The organism is Mycobacterium leprae TN (genome assembly GCF_000195855.1).
In the GTDB taxonomy this organism is placed as follows: Bacteria; Actinomycetota; Actinomycetes; order Mycobacteriales; family Mycobacteriaceae; genus Mycobacterium; species Mycobacterium leprae.
In genome coordinates this window covers 2,843,903-2,859,181 of record NC_002677.1, presented here as the reverse complement: position 1 = coordinate 2,859,181, position 15,279 = coordinate 2,843,903, and the positions used below count along the sequence as shown (strand labels likewise).

Genomic DNA, 15,279 nt, shown 5'->3' with positions numbered 1-15,279 from the left:
CGGCCCGAAAGATGCAGGTGTCCTATAAAACACTTCAACATCGAGTCCAAGCTCAACCAACATGTGCGCACTGGGTGGATGTTCCGCACGCTGAGGGCACAGCACGCTAAAACCGGGCACCACCATTATTCTCTAGGTATGGCCACCACCAGTGCACGTCCCGCGAAAACTACACGACCGTGTGGTGCTCTAACCTCATAGCATTGGGCGGATGATGTAATCATCGGCAAAAATTAGACCCCCAAATCGGCGCCCTGGCCGAACACAAGTAGCGGATTCGTGCAGCTGCTACACCTATCCAAGGACCACAGCACTGATGTGATCACTGCGGCCATGATCAACCACAAGACAACGCCCTACCACAGAATCGCTGTACAACCCCAGCGTGAGACCAAGACCTCGAAACGACTCTCATACCCGCATCACCACGGCATCGATACCGACCTTTGCGACCTGACGCACCGACCCGCCAATACACTGACCCACCACCCTTTACTCCACCCCCACAACAGAACACAAAGTACAATTTGCGGTAGTCACCGGTGACAACTTCCAACAACTAAGAATCCAACCCTTACAGGTAAATTTTGGCCAACACTGCCAATGTCAGGACCACCGGAAATACCGGTAGACCGAAAGTGAACGCCCCCCAGGCATGCTTACGGCGCTGACGTAACCACCATCCGCACATCCCGGAGCAGAATACCGACACCATCGACAGGATCAACACGATCAGGCTCCACTGACTGACTGTCGTGATGTTATATCCGATCGACATGACCACAAGCCAGAGTACGTAGCCGGTGGCCACCCCGCCGATGGCTCCCACTGCGATCTCGGGGGTGTCGTTGCCAATCAATCGGTTGTCTCCAGCCGCCACAAGCCGTTACTGAATGCTCAGAAGTTGATCATATGGCCGATTAGGCCGTGAAAGCACTCCTGCAGCGCCTCTGACAGCGTCGGATGCGTATGCACGTTGCGAACCAGCTCGGTGGCCGTCAAATCCCATTTCTGCGCGAGCGTGAGCTCCGGTAGTAACTCGGACACGTTATGGCCGATCATGTGCCCGCCCAACAGCTCCCCATACTTGGCGTCCGCAACGAGCTTGACGAAACCGCTGGGGTCACCCATGCCGTGCGCTTTCGCGTTGGCAGTAAACGGGAACTTAGCGACTACGACGTCATAACCCCCGTCTCGGGCTTGCTGCTCGGTCAGCCCGAAGCTGGCCACATTCGGCTGGCAGAACGTTGCGCGTGGCATCATACGGTAGTCACTGAGCGCCAAAGTCTCTGCGCCGGCGATAGCCTCGGCCGCAACCACCCCTTGGGCTTCGGCAACATGGGCCAGCTGCAGCTTACCGGTAACATCGCCGATGGCATAGATGTGCGAAACATTGGTTTGCATATAGTCATCGATGTCGACCGCCTTGTCGGCGGTCAAAGCTACCCCGACCTTGTCCAGTCCGTAACCGTCGACGTTGGGAGCAAACCCGATGGCCTGCAACACTTTGTCGGCCTTGAGTTCCTGGAATTGTCCGTCCTTGCTGACAGCCACCAAGACATGCGAACCGTTGTCAGAGATGGACTCCACTTTGGTTCCGGTAAGGATTTTGATGCCCATCTTCTTGAATTGCTTCTCGATCTCCTTAGACACTTCGGCGTCCTCGTTGGGCATCGCGCGCGGCAGGAATTCCACGATCGTCACGTCGACACCGTAGTTCTTCAGGACGTAGCCGAATTCTATACCGATGGCCCCTGCACCGACGATGACGATCGAGTCGGGAAGCTCCCGGGTCAGGATCTGCTCCTCGTAGGTAATCACGTTGGTCGACAGCAACGTGCCAGGCACCAGCCGGGTTTTACTGCCGGTGGCGATGATGACGTTGTTGAACGTGACCTTTAGCGGAGTTTCAGGGACGCCTTCCGACAATTCAACGGACAACGTGTTGGCGTCGGTGAATCTGCCGTAGCCGTGTATCTCGGTGATCTTGTTTTTCTTCATCAGGAAGTGCACGCCGGCGACGCGACCCTCGGACACCTTGCGGCTACGGTCGTAGGCAATCCCGTAGTCGAAGCTGGCATCGCCGCTGATGCCGAAAGTCTTCGCCTCTTTAGTGAAGATGTGTGCGAGTTCGGCGTTGTGCAATAACACCTTGGACGGGATGCAGCCGACGTTGAGGCAGATCCCTCCCCAGTACTTGGGTTCGACGACTGCTGTGCTCAAGCCGAGCTGTGCAGCACGAATGGCAGCGACATATCCGCCCGGACCGGCTCCGAGCACAACGACATCATAGTGAGTCACGACAGCTACACTAGTGGCCGGCTACGCGGTGACCTCTGAACGGGTCACGCGCGTACTTGAACGTGCGAACCGAGATCCGCTGGGCGTCAGTAGGAACGACACCAAACCAGACAGTGAGCGACCCGTTCGTACTAAATATGTTTAGTAGTTAGTTCATAGATTTCATAAATGAGGGGTCTCCGCGGCGACGAAGGCAAAAAGGGGCCTGACAGCACCGCAAGTGCCAAACGTCGTGATAAGCTCACTTTCCAGGGACTAGCATCACGCCTGCCAGGGTGCGTCCGACGACATAGACTAGCACCATAAACCATAAATAGCGGCGCTGTCGTGTCAATCGAGTGATACCATACAATAAAATCAGGGTGAGCCCGATCTCCGCGACGGCGATTAATACATCGAGGATCGCCGTAACCAACTTCCACCACTTCAGATAACTGGTAACGACCGGCTACTGCAACCGGTACGGCAGCCAACTCGGCTGCTAAATTCTCGTCTCGCTAGCCACTGCCAGGTCAGATTTCTCCGGCCCGGTGTATGAGTGGCGGCTGCTGCGAGTCAATGCCATCAAAATCAAGCTTGAACAGGACTGACTCCTTGTCGATGTTGACATCAGGGACGAACGGTTAAGTTCCCGTGCTGGGTTTGCGATCTGGGTCGATGTCTTCGTCAGCCACGAGACGTAATTTCGATAGCGGCGAGCGCACCTAAACAACCTGGCGCCACCGCGAGGATGAAAATGAGCCTAGAATCGCTACCCATCGACACCCGGAAAACAGAATTAAGCGTCCTGTACCAGTCACACTGGGAATACCGAACCCAAGGGCAATGACGACGTCGGGCCGGATCCTCTGATGAACCAACACGGTGCACGCCACTCCAGTCAGCAGCTCGACCGTGCTTCCGATCAGCAGCGCGCTGGCCAGCCAGGGGCGCGCGGTACAACGGTGGCGATCATACTGCGGTTACCAATGACCGGTGCGGAGCGATCACGGGCCCGGCCGCGTGCTCCAAGTTCACCACCTGACCGCGCTAAGGTGGCCCGTTCGCCTCCCGCGTAGGCGTTGCCAGTGGTGATCGGTGTGTGCCTGCAATGGCGCCTTCTTCGCGCCGGTGCAAGCCCGACCGCGACTGAGGAACCGCACGCTTTTCGCTGTTTCCAGACTGAACCCACAGCCGCAGCACAGAACCACATTGAGGACCAGCTAGGTGCGTTTGTCTCCTTGGTAGTCGGCCTGGTACTGCGGTTAAAATCTACACTGGGATCCCTTGGCCGACATCGAGCACGTTGAGCAAGACGTCACGGTTGCCGATAACGAAGTCTGCACGTGGGTAGCCCATCGGCGATGACCTACCGAAGCAGCCTCCGGACTGGTGGAACAGCACTATTCCGTGCTGGTCTTGCAGGGAAACCACCCCGCCGGCGGGGTGGTTTGGGGCGCAACCATCAGAAAAATACCAGCGCCTTGTCCGAATTAGGACACTAAACAGATTCTTTGTCTGTCGGTATATGGTCGAGCATCATATTTTGGGTCTCGCGGGCGAAACCTGCCTGGCTTGTAGCCGTCGAAGGCCGCGTGGGCGTGATAGGGTTTATAGCAGTTGATCCACATTTCGCTGGCTTGAGTGTCCCGGCTGGGCCCCGGTAGGCGATATTGCAATCGCGGCTCCACATCCCAACACCAAGACTGTAAGGGGTGTCGTTGTCGATACTATATAAAGTCGCCATCGGTGAACGGTGACATCGCGATCATCGCCCCGAAGAATTCCTCCTGGAAGATCTTTATCTTGGCGTTGCCGGCAATGATCGCCGAGTATACATAAAACCCGCAGGCCAGGTTCTTGCCCAGATCGGCCCGCTCACCACCGGTGATCCGGGTGGGACGCTCTCGTCTTTGTCGATCTCTATTGTATGTAAGACAACACCTTCTCTAGCTGATCGTTGGAAGCCTGAGAATCCAGCATCGCCTCGGTGTCCAACGAATTGACCTGGACTGCTTTGGTTTGGATCGCCGCCAGTTTCAAAACTCGTCATAGATATCGGTCTGGAATCAGGCTGGGCGATGGCCCGGTGCACACTCTGGTTGATGGCTAACACGGTGAATCCTTCGGCGCCTTGTCTTGGAAGTTGTCGTTGACGACCGTCATGTCGGAGAAGAAGGTTATTGGGGCTCTGGCCGTCGAGTTCCAGGCTGCCCGGGACACCTGCACTGGCATAGGTGTTTGTTCAGCCGGTTTGAGCACTACCGCATTGCCTGGCGCTAGTTTCCAGGCGCCCATTGGTATGGTGAAGTTCCACGGAATGATCTTCCCCACCATGCTGAGCGGATCACGTAAATGATAGGTGACAGTGTCCTCGTCGATTTAAGACAGCGAAACTTCCTGGGCGCAGATCGCGTCGGTGAAATACCGGAAATGTTCTGCCGCAAGCGTGATGTCGGTGGCCAGCACTTCCAGGATCGGGTTGCTGTTATCCCAAGATTCGGTTATTGCTAACGCGGCTATGTATTAGCCAATACAATTGGTGATCTTGTTAAGGATCGTTTTCCACTCGGCAGGGGCGATCGTACTCCAGACCGGGCACAGCGCAGAGCTCCTTTTTGATGCCAGCCTCGTCAGATTGGGCTACCTAGCAAAACGTCTGTCCGGTCACCGACGTCGGATTCTCGACATAACTGGCCTTGGTGGACGGTCACCCACTTGGCCCCATAAAATTATCGTACCGGGATTCATACGACATCGGTGCCCCAGCGGAGTCCGGACGTGGGAAAAATAATCCTCAGTTTGGTCCCTCGTTTACTTACAGTACCAAATATTCTAATACACAGAGATGTAATGCAATGCATATTACCGTCGACGCCACCGTGTCTTCCCTGACATCGGAAGTCGCTCGGACATCCGCATCCCACTACCCGTATCTGTGGTTCAGAGAGATCACCAGTGTGAAGGCGCTGGATTGGGTGCGCGCGCAACGAACCGACACTGGCTGATTTGTGCGATGCGGAGTTCGAGCGGATGCACACCTAGGTGCTCGACACCGATATCTGGATCCTGTACATGAATCGTCGTGGTGAGTACCTATTACAACTTCTGGCGCGATGCCACCAACCCCCGCCGGCTGTGACGGCGCACCACACTCAAACGTTACCGTAACGATTCCCCCGAGTGGGACGTGCTTATCGATATCGATGAACTAGGGCGAATTGACAACGAGAAATGGGTGTGGGCTGGCTACTTGCGTCATCATACCTGACCACACGCGGACGCCGATCAGCCTCTCTCGAGGTGGCGTGATGCATCGCTCATGTGTGAATTTAACATGTTGACAAGCGAATCCGTAGTTCACGTGTTAGAATTACCGGAGGGCTAAATCAGATGTAATTTGGGACGACCTCCAAGATAACGTGTTGGTGGGCAACGGCTTTGGCGCTGACTCACTTACCGAGTTCGGCTATACGCGACCGATCAAGCGATGGTGTCTAAACACGCCATTGGCCGATGCAAAGACCTCTTTTGAGGATGGTAAGCTCCGATGTCCCGATCTTTGCGTCCGTCGATCGAACGCTAGGCTTCGCATGCACCTTCATGGGGCGAGCGCTAGCTTTATGGAATTAGAAGCTCTACGAACTTCGCGGCTCGGAGCTGCTTAGCATCGACAAGCCCACCGATGCGAGCGCGTCGATCTATCGCAATTGGCTGTTGATTGCGCTGCGCACTGATTGGATTTTCGGCACTAACACTTACCCCACGGTCTTGCTGTTGTCCGCTAACTATGACGAATTCCTCGACGACACAGCAAAACTGCGCGTGGTGTTCGAGCTCTACGAGCACACCTCGCTAAACATACTCTATGTGGATCCATGACCAGCTGTTGATCGTCAACGCCCGCCGATGTGGCCAGCTGCGTCTAGATCGCTACACCAGATAGCTCGCAACGCGAACCATTGGCAGGCATCCCGGTCACCGCCAACACCGTACTCCACCGTCATCGTCGCCGCGTACGAGCACGGCGACGGGTTCTTTCTCGACTCCAGCGGATTCGACACACCCTCTCGATTGCTGCGGGGCGCGACCAAATGGACAACTAGATCAAATCAATTTGACACCAGCTTTCTTAGATGCTGAAAACACCATCGTGGCCAAATGTTTTGTGCTATCAACAGAATGGCAAGTTGATTCTGTACCTAGTGGTTCGACCCGGAGACACCAAAAACAGCCGTGGCTGACACTGTTCAACGGTTATGGTGGGTTTGTAAGGTCATCCAGCACATAAGGATATGGGAGTGCTGGATCAGCCGTGGCTGGACCACGAGGGTACTTATATGCTAGTCACTAATACGCGGCGACGGTGAATATAGGCCTGGCTGGAACACGCGGGAGACGCTCGATGGCTTACACAAGGTTGCCGAGGATTTCGTTTCGGTAGCAAAAGATTTGGTGAACTGCGGCATGACAGGCGTCGAGCAGTTCGGCTCACGCGGCGGCAGCAACGGCAGGTTACTGATGGGCGTCATGCGGACCAAATATCCAGAAAAGTTCGGCATACTGGTCTGTGATATGTCAGCTGGACATGCGCTGCTACCATCGACTGTTGAACGGCGCTTCCTGGATGGCCTGCCATGGCAAGCCGGACAACCTCCACGACTGGGAGTTCATCGTTTAATCTTTGTTTTATTAGAGCATTTCGGTGACTTGGCAGTATCCGCCGGTGCTGTTCACCGCGGCGGCCGGGTGCATACTGGCCATTCCCGCAAGATGACCGCGACCCTTTAGGCAGCCGGGTCTGGTACTACGAAAACAGCGAGGGCGGGCACTCATGTGGGGCCGACAACGAGCAGTTAGTGTTGGGGGCGCTCAGTTACGCATTCCTGTACCGCAGGCTAGGGGCTGACTCGCGCAGCATATCGCGGCAAGGGTCCCGACTTACTTCGCTGCTGCTATGACTAGAACCCAATCCGGGGTCAATTTTGATAGCCTGCATTATGCGGCCACCGGTCCGGTCGCCACCATCACATTGGATAGCTCAGAGCACCTTAATACTATATTAACGTCCCACCTATTCTCGACAAGATCGAGACGATCGGCAGGCTGGCTGAGCGAGACCACGGTATCAAAGTCTATAGTGTTGCGTGGCGCCAGCCAGTCCTTTTCTGACGGCTATAATTTTGGCGGCGGGTTTCAGCAACGGGGGCGATGGCCTGATGACCTACAGGCAATGGTATCCAGGCAAAGAGTTCGCTAGAGTTACCGCTCGTGAGATTCGGCCTATAGAGAGGTTCATGGCCATTTAACTAGCCTCTAAGCCGATGATCGCTAGGCGCAAAACTGATGCGTCGCTGATTTTCAGCAACTACGCAAATGCACTGACATCGCCATTACCGACAACAACGCGATGATCGGCACCCATATAATCGGATATAGAGCTTATCTAATTGAAAGCATAAATATGCTTGCTCGGCCTTGCCAATGTCAAGTGGCACCCGCTTACTGGCCGGCCGTTGACCGGTGTCCAGGAAGCTGAAGTCAAGCTGATAAACGAATAGGTGCCGTTCGAATGCCTCTAAGCTTGTGTCACCGAGATTGCTGCCGAGCTGGTACGCATCCTCATTGTCGCAGTTGTGGGCACTAAGCCTGATCGTTAATCAGGCCGCTTGCGAGATACATGAACCTAGCGTCTACCCAGATGCTAGGTGGCATTCTGGATGGCCTGACGCGCAACATCCCGACGCGCTCGACTTGATCCGCGCCACCGAAACCCAAGGGGTACGGATCGTGATCGCACGCCGAGACGGCCCGTTCGACAATTACAGCCAAGCCGTACCCAAACTACGGCCGGACCCCTCAACATGTCTATTGTTCCTGCTGGCTCGTAAGCCTAGACTAGTAACTTGCTGTCGAAGCACTACTTCAAAACCCCGAAAGGGTTACGGTTAATCACCATGTCTCGGCTGAGCACCAGCCTATGTAAAGGTGCTGTTTTTCTCGTTTTCGGTATCATTCCTGTGGCATTTCCGACGACCGCCGTTGCCGATGGTTCCACGGAGGATTTTCCGATCCCCCGCAGGCAAATCGCCACCACCTGTGATGCAGAGCAGTATTTGGCGGCCGTCAGGGATACCAGCCCGATCTACTACCAGCGGTACATGATCGATATGCACAACAAGCCGACTGACATCCAGCAGGCCGCGGTCAATCGTATCCATTGGTTCTATTCCTTGAGCCCCACCGACCGTAGGCAGTATTCCGAGGACACCGCTACAAACGTCTACTACGAGCAGATGGCCACGCATTGGGGAAACTGGGCGAAGATTTTCTTCAATAACAAGGGCGTTGTCGCCAAAGCCACCGAGGTTTGCAACCAGTACCAGGCCGGAGACATGTCGGTGTGGAACTGGCCGTAGTCCTGTTCTAGTCGCGATTTGGCGCTTTACCCGCCGAGTCGGACCGATTCGTGTTGTCCCCCAATGCCCAATAGGAGGATAATCTAAATTAAGCTATTCGGCGGCGCGAGCCCGCCGGGTCGGCAGGAAGAAGTGGCAGTTATCATGCCTTGGTGCGCTTGCCGAACTGCTTACCGTGAGGATTTAGATCGTGCTCATCACAGTTATCGGTTATGGAATCACGACCGGCTCCGCGCCGATGCAGCTTGGTGCGGGCGAGACAATGCTTGTCACATGAGCCAAGTACCTGGTAACAAGATCCCGGACACGCTTGCTTCCCTCGATTGGCATCAGCTCACGTGCCAATCGGAAGCGGGCTGCACCAATCCGGCTACCCATATCGTGCACCGGCACGCCGTAGATGAATGCAGCAATCCGAATCTGGACCTGGGCGGAAACATCGTCGACATCTTGTGCCTCTGCTGTGTGCGCAGCCTCAGGCTCGTCGTGCTGCGGCAGGTCAGCAAACTGACTCGCCACCGGGGTGCATATTGTTTGACGTGCGGGGCGCCGTTGCACGAGCTGCGCGACATCATTCGCAACACCGTGCGGTTAGCCAGCTGACATGGTTTTTAACCGCACTTACCGTCATTAGTGCAGTATGGCTGCCAGGAGTCGACCGGTGTTTGCGGCGCCGGCTATTTTCTCATTCCTGGGCAGCGGCAGTGCATGAACCACCGGGTGGGCCGCAGCAACCGCGATGGACACCGAGCCCGCGTGGTCACACCAGCTAACAGTTAGTCGCTGTACACCAGGGACCGGTCTGGAGGTAATCCAACCGGAGCAGCCACGGTCAACAACGGTCGAGTGCGGCCCTGTTGCGGCCACCAGAACCAGCGTCCCAGCAGGGCAGCGATCGAGGGCATCATGAACGAGCGCACGATCAACGTGTCGAACAATAGACCCAGACCGATGGTGGTACCCACCTGCCCGATCACCCGCAGGTCGCTGACGACCATGGATGCCATCGTGAACGCGAACACCAGCCCAGCGTTCGTCACGACTTTGCCGGTGCCGCCCATCGAACGGATGATGCCGGTCTTCAATCCGGCCTGGATTTCCTGTTTGAACCGCGACACCAGCAGCAGGTTGTAGTCAGATCCTACCGCCAACAGCACGATAACCGACATCGCAAGCACCAGATAGTGCAATTCGATACCGAGAATATGCTGCCAGAGCAATACGGACAGTCCAAAGGAGGCGCCTAGTGAAAGCGCGACCGTACCCACGATAACAGCGGCGGCTACAAAGGCTCGAGTAATGATCAGCATGATGATGAAAATCAGGCAAAGCGATGAAATCCCCGCGATCACGAGATCCCAGTTAGCGCCCTCGTCGATGTCCTTGAAGACGGCCGCCGTACCGGCCAGGTAGATCTTGGTGTCCTCCAATGGGGTGCCCTTGAGAGCCTCCTCGGCTGCCGTGCGTATCGCGTTGATACTCGCGATACCCGCGACGCTGGCGGGATCCCCCCGATGTAAAATAATGAAGCGAGCCGCGTGTCCATCCGATGACAGGAATGATTTCATCGCGCGCTTGAAATCGGTGTTCTTGAAGACCTCGGGTGGAAGGTAAAATGAGTCGTCATTTTTGGCAGTGTCGAATGCCTTCCCCATCGTATTGGCGTTGTCGCTCAGCTCGTTCATCTGATCAAAGATCCCAGACATTGTGCTGTGCATGGTCAGCATGATGGTGCGCATGCTCTCCATGCTTTCGATCATCGGCGGGAATTGCTCCAACATCTGCGGCATCAGCAGATCCATGTTTTTGATGTCACCAACGATCGAGTTCAGTCTCTCGTCGATCTGGTCCACGCCGTCCAGCGCATCGAATATTGATCGAAATGACCAGCATATCGGAATGTTAAAACAATGTCTTTCCCAGTAGAAATAGCTACGAATCGGTCGCCAGAAATCATCAAAATTAGCTATTTCATCACGCAACTTGCTGGTAGTTTTTTGCATTTCTACAGTGTCGTTTAAAATGTGGTGAGTATTTTCTGTGAGCAACGCCATTAATTGATGCATACGCCTCATCGAAGCAATCGTTTCGGCCATATTTTCTGCCTGTCTTAGAAGGTCATTCATCCGGTCCTTCTGATACTTCATGGTTTGTACTTGTCCGGCATTTTGCATGCTTATCTGAAATGGTATCGAAGTATGATCCATTGCCGTTCCGTCGGGTCTGGTTATCGCCTGGACCCGGGAAATTCCTGGAACACGAAAGATTCCCCTGGCCAGCTTGTCCAGGATCAAAAAGTCGGCCGGATTTCGCATATCATGATCCGACTCGATCATTAAAATTTCGGGCTTCATCCGGGCCTGTGGGAAATGGCGATCCGCGGCGGCAAATCCTTGGTTGGCGGGGATGGACGCAGGAAGATACGCCCGGTCCTTGTAGTTAGTCCGGTATCCGGGCAGAGCCAGCAGACCGACCATGGCGATAGCGCAGGTGGTGATGAGAATGGGCAGCGGCCAGCGGACCACCACGGTGCCGATCCGTCGCCAGCCACGGACCTTGATCAGCCTTTTGGGTTCAAACAGACCGAAACGGCTGCCGACCGTCAACACCGCCGGTCCGAGGGTGAGTGCGACCGCCACGGCGATGAGCATCCCCACCGCGCACGGGACACCCAAAGTTTGGAAATAGGGCATCCGGGCGAAGCTGAGGCAAAACGTCGCCCCGGAGATTGTCAACCCAGAGCCTAAGATGACGTGGAAAGTTCCCCGGTACATAGTGTAGAAGGCCGCTTCTTTGTTTTCGTTGGCCTGGCGGGCCTCCTGGTAGCGCCCAGTGATAAATATCCCGTAGTCAGTGCCCGCCGCGATGGCCAAGGATGTGAGCAGATTCACCGCGAAGGTGGACAGACCGATGAGCCCGGTATGTCCGAGCAACGCGACGACTCCCCGCGCCACCGCCGATTCGATCCCGACCGTGAAAAGCAGCAGAATCACGGTGATGAACGATCGATAGACGAGCAGCAACGTCACCAAAATCACGATCACACTCGTTGCGGTGATCCGGATCATGGATTTGTCGCCACTATGATGCATGTCCGCGATCAAGGCTGACGCTCCAGTGACCCAAGCCGTTATTCCGGGAGGCGCAGGCGTCTGCACGACGATTTTGCGGACCGCATCGATGGATTCTTGAGCCAGCAACTCACCTTGGTTACCCGCTAGACTCAATTGGACATAGGCGGCCTTACCGTCATTGCTTTGGGCGCCGGGCGCGGTAAGAGGATCCCCCCAAAAGTCTTGAACGCTTTGCACGTGCTTGTCTGCCCGCAACTTGCGAATCAGGCCATCGTAAAATCTGTGAGCATCGTCACCGAGCGGCTTATCGCCTTCCAGGACGATCATTATTACACTGTCGGAGTTTCCTTCGTTGAAGACCTGACCCATCTTCTGCATCGCAATGTACGACGGTGCGTCCTTAGGGCTTAGCGACACTGAACGCTCTTGCCCAACGTCTTCTAGTGATGGGATAAAGACACTAACGGTGACGGCAATGGCTAACCATACCAAGATGATCGGTACCGCAAATCTGTGGATCATCCTTGCGACGAACGGTGGCTTGGTGTGGGTGTCCAGGTCGTTCGCGCATTTGACCGTCACGCGGACTTCACCAGGCAGTAGGTGTAGGCGTTGACTTCGTTGGAAACTCGCTCAGCTTTGACTACGCCGTCCACGATGATCCGGCAGCCGATACTATCAGTATTGCCCTGAGCCACGAGGTTTCCCATCACTGCGGCCAAGGTCGTGGTCATAAGTAACGACCATGGCAATTGTGCCCCATCGATTCGCTGGGGGTCGGAATTAGCATCGAAATAGCTGATATCTGCAACCGTTCCGGGTGGGCCGAAGACCTCGTAAACAATCTGCTTGGGGTTGAACGGCTTGCTGCTTCCCAGGTTGCTATCTGCGTAGGATTCGCGTTTCTCGGAGGCGAAATAACTGTGGACACGGTACACTACGAATCCCCCAACCACGAGCACCACAAGGATGACAAGTGGAATCCAAATTCGTGACAACAGCTTGAAAATTGAAATCCCCTTACCCCGTTGGCGTTTGGACATTGACGGCCCGATGTCCGCTCGACCAAGTTCAACTTCAGATCGTGGTGCCGGACTACCCGGACCACAAGCTCAGATCGCCACACCTTTGTGATGGTCGGTTCGAACCGAAGGCGTTTGGGCCGGAGTACAATCAAGTCTTGCCAAAGTAAATCACGGGGCCTTGTTGCTTCCTTCCTGCCGGGCTCTTGGAAAGAGTAACGCATATATCATGCGTAACGGCGCACTGCTGTGCCGCTGGCAAATCATGCCCGTGCGTTATGCAAATCACATTCTGTGAATTATTCCTATGGTGGTGGCACAACTTACGTTCCAGCGCTCCCGTACCGAGGGAAACAAGCGTCAACGGCCGGCCGCGGTCGTGGAAACCGCATGCCCACTGGCGCTTGAGACCGGTGTGACTTCGGTGACGTTGACTGCTGACGCCGGCCATGCCGGAATTCATTACTCCGCGGTGCGTCGCTACTTCACCTCTTATAAACATAAACTATAAATATAAATGAAGTACTGCTATACCTCGCCGCCGAGGGTGGGATACGTTGGTCGAATACGGTGTGTGAAACGTCGGCGAAATCCGGTCCGAGGTCACCATCGCGGATCGCTGAGACGTTGGCCAACGTCCTGGGCGCTGTTCTGCGATTTGCTCGCCAATCTGCACTGCATCTTGAACACGAAGTGGACGTCGAGGTCAAGTGGGCCAGTACCACTGCCGTGATTACCTTGGCGTACGCAATCCAGCAACATGTTGCCCGTGCTCGGGCGTTCGGGTGCATTAGACATACTTGCTGGCTGCCTGTTCTCTGGCGGCTACCGTGTGGCAAATCGCGCACCCCCAGAGCAGCTCACTGACGCTTATGCCGGATAACCGGAGATCCTCCCATCCGAGTGAAACCTTGACTTTGCCACAGCGCTGACTCGATTTCTCACTGCTACTTGCCTTGGCCTCATCGCCGAATCGCAGTGAGCAGAAACAGACGTTGTGCTGTGGCGAAGCAAATGGACGTTGACCACCGGTGCCTTGTGCGACGTTCAGGTGAGGGGCATTTTAGCGGGCTTTCTTATCTGGGACAGGAACGGTTTCGGCTGATGCCAATGCGGGGGCAAACGATGGTTAAAGCGGTCGCACGAGCAATGGGGCGCCAAATAAGTGAAAGACGATTGAGTGGCCAAGATTCCGGTTGCTGTCGCGGAGCGAGAAGTGCGGATCGTGATCGTGGTTGCAGTAATGGAGTTCGGTGTTTATCTGCTCCGCAGCTTCTTCTTTTACTTTCACGACAACAAGGCGGTTACCAATGGCTTTCCGCTGACATCCCAGCCGTTTAATACCAAACACTTAGTCCACTAATTTTATGGCCCCGCCAGTACTGTGGCCAACGCCAATATATATATATATATATATGCCCAACTGTAACGGGTAAGTTAATCCGACGCTGCCCTGGACGCTTTCGGTCGACCACAACACTTTCCGTCGGTAAACCCGTGCCACAACCGTCGGAAAAGAACATACGGTATCAATGACCACCAACGATACACCGGCCATGCAGGCGATGAAGCGGGCCAGCCAAATGTTCAATAAGTTCAACACCGACAGTGCTATTATTATCGTCCTAAAAGACGACAAAACAGATTGACGATGAGACCCACCACGATAATAAATAATACAGCGAGTTAATCCGGACGTCTTGGTGGATAAAAGCAGACTCAGCACGTCACAAAACTGCTGGAGGACCCATTGACGGTGGCCGGGTCGCAAAGCTCGGACAATCAAGCGGTCTATGTGCAAATGTATCTGGCCAGTAACCAGGGCAAAAACTTAGCCAACGAGTCTGTCCAACAAATCGTGAACGGCACGCCGGCGCTGTCGGACATCAAGGCCTACATGATCGGTGGTGCGGTTCCAGCCGGTGCCGATCAGTCAACGGCGGGTGAGCACAGGGTTCAACAAGTCACGATGATCACCTTCCTAGTGGACATTGTTATGTTGCTTTTTGTCTACTGTTCTGTTGTTCAGGTGAACCTGACCCTCGTGATGGTGGTAATTGAGCTCATGGTGGCCCGGCAAGGTATCATTTTTCAGCTTATAATAACACCATTGGACTATCACAACCTTAGCGGTAAATCTGCTTGTACCGCTGGCCATTGAACCGTGAGCTGACTATGCACTATTAGTCCTTAGATGGTCTCAAGAGGCACGCACTCTCGGTAAGGACGGGGAAAAACTTTCTACACCATGTTCCATGGAACTGCGCACGTTGCCATCGGTTCGGGTCTGACCATAACCGATGCTATGTACTGCCTCTGCTTCACCCGGTTGCCCTATTTCCGAACGCTCGGCTTGCTGTGCTCCGTAGGAATGCTGGTCGTCATGATCTCGGCGACCACGGTGAAGTGAGCCGTCCTTACTATCGACAGTTTTCCATTTATTAGACCCAAACGGAAGTTGCGGACCCGTGGATGGCCACAGGT

9 protein-coding genes and 5 pseudogenes are annotated in these 15,279 nt (G+C 54.9%); 7 read left to right on the top strand and 7 right to left on the bottom strand.

All coding sequences use genetic code 11. From position 1 onward, the window contains the following. Positions 1-574: 574 nt before the first annotated feature. The 5 genes and pseudogenes from ML_RS12250 to ML_RS19640 all read right to left on the bottom strand — a co-directional run. A complete protein-coding gene (locus tag ML_RS12250; RefSeq protein ID WP_010908865.1) occupies positions 575-880 on the bottom strand; it encodes a hypothetical protein in 306 nt (101 codons plus the stop codon). A 17-nt stretch (positions 881-897) separates the two neighbouring features. Further along, on the bottom strand, positions 898-2,301 hold the full coding sequence (gene lpdA, locus ML_RS12245; RefSeq protein WP_010908864.1) for a dihydrolipoyl dehydrogenase: 1,404 nt from the start codon (positions 2,299-2,301) through the stop codon (positions 898-900). A gap of 704 nt (positions 2,302-3,005) precedes the next feature. After that, positions 3,006-3,164, bottom strand: a complete 159-nt coding sequence (locus tag ML_RS19650; RefSeq protein WP_414085569.1) for a putative holin — start codon at positions 3,162-3,164, stop codon at positions 3,006-3,008. 388 nt (positions 3,165-3,552) lie between these two features. Beyond that, complete coding sequence (locus ML_RS19645) at positions 3,553-3,684, bottom strand: DUF779 domain-containing protein (protein WP_414085568.1); 132 nt, start codon at positions 3,682-3,684, stop codon at positions 3,553-3,555. 582 nt (positions 3,685-4,266) lie between these two features. After that, positions 4,267-5,038, bottom strand: a pseudogene (locus ML_RS19640) (aldehyde dehydrogenase family protein); the annotation flags it as partial. A 133-nt stretch (positions 5,039-5,171) separates the two neighbouring features. Here ML_RS19640 and ML_RS14505 point away from each other — a divergent pair. The 4 genes and pseudogenes from ML_RS14505 (at position 5,172) to ML_RS12205 (ending at position 9,302) form a co-directional block, all read left to right on the top strand. Next, positions 5,172-7,241: pseudogene (locus ML_RS14505) on the top strand (prolyl oligopeptidase family serine peptidase). Continuing rightward, positions 7,238-8,142, top strand: a pseudogene (locus ML_RS16830) (crotonase/enoyl-CoA hydratase family protein); the annotation flags it as partial. The pseudogenes ML_RS14505 and ML_RS16830, both read left to right, overlap by 4 nt. Before the next feature lie 95 nt (positions 8,143-8,237). Then, on the top strand, positions 8,238-8,699 hold the full coding sequence (locus ML_RS12210; protein ID WP_010908863.1) for a DUF5078 domain-containing protein: 462 nt from the start codon (positions 8,238-8,240) through the stop codon (positions 8,697-8,699). Positions 8,700-8,972: 273 nt separating this feature from the next. Further along, positions 8,973-9,302: a hypothetical protein gene (locus ML_RS12205; RefSeq protein ID WP_010908862.1), complete on the top strand. Its 330-nt coding sequence runs from the start codon at positions 8,973-8,975 to the stop codon at positions 9,300-9,302. A 173-nt stretch (positions 9,303-9,475) separates the two neighbouring features. Here the strand turns inward: ML_RS12205 and ML_RS12200 are convergent, their stop codons facing one another. Further along, positions 9,476-12,355 carry an MMPL/RND family transporter gene (locus ML_RS12200; RefSeq protein ID WP_010908861.1) on the bottom strand — a complete coding sequence of 960 codons (2,880 nt, stop codon included), beginning with the start codon at positions 12,353-12,355 and terminating at the stop codon, positions 9,476-9,478. After that, positions 12,352-12,774 carry an MmpS family transport accessory protein gene (locus tag ML_RS12195; RefSeq protein ID WP_165443175.1) on the bottom strand — a complete coding sequence of 141 codons (423 nt, stop codon included), beginning with the start codon at positions 12,772-12,774 and terminating at the stop codon, positions 12,352-12,354. The genes ML_RS12200 and ML_RS12195 overlap by 4 nt, the downstream gene beginning before the upstream one ends. Positions 12,775-13,102: 328 nt before the next feature. Here ML_RS12195 and ML_RS12190 point away from each other — a divergent pair. The 3 genes and pseudogenes from ML_RS12190 (at position 13,103) to ML_RS16825 (ending at position 15,205) form a co-directional block, all read left to right on the top strand. Beyond that, positions 13,103-13,777, top strand: a pseudogene (locus ML_RS12190) (TetR/AcrR family transcriptional regulator). A gap of 198 nt (positions 13,778-13,975) precedes the next feature. Continuing rightward, complete coding sequence (locus ML_RS12185; protein ID WP_041323381.1) at positions 13,976-14,158, top strand: MmpS family transport accessory protein; 183 nt, start codon at positions 13,976-13,978, stop codon at positions 14,156-14,158. A 393-nt stretch (positions 14,159-14,551) separates the two neighbouring features. Next, positions 14,552-15,205 (top strand): annotated as a pseudogene (locus ML_RS16825) (MMPL family transporter). The last annotated feature ends 74 nt before the right edge of the window (positions 15,206-15,279 follow it).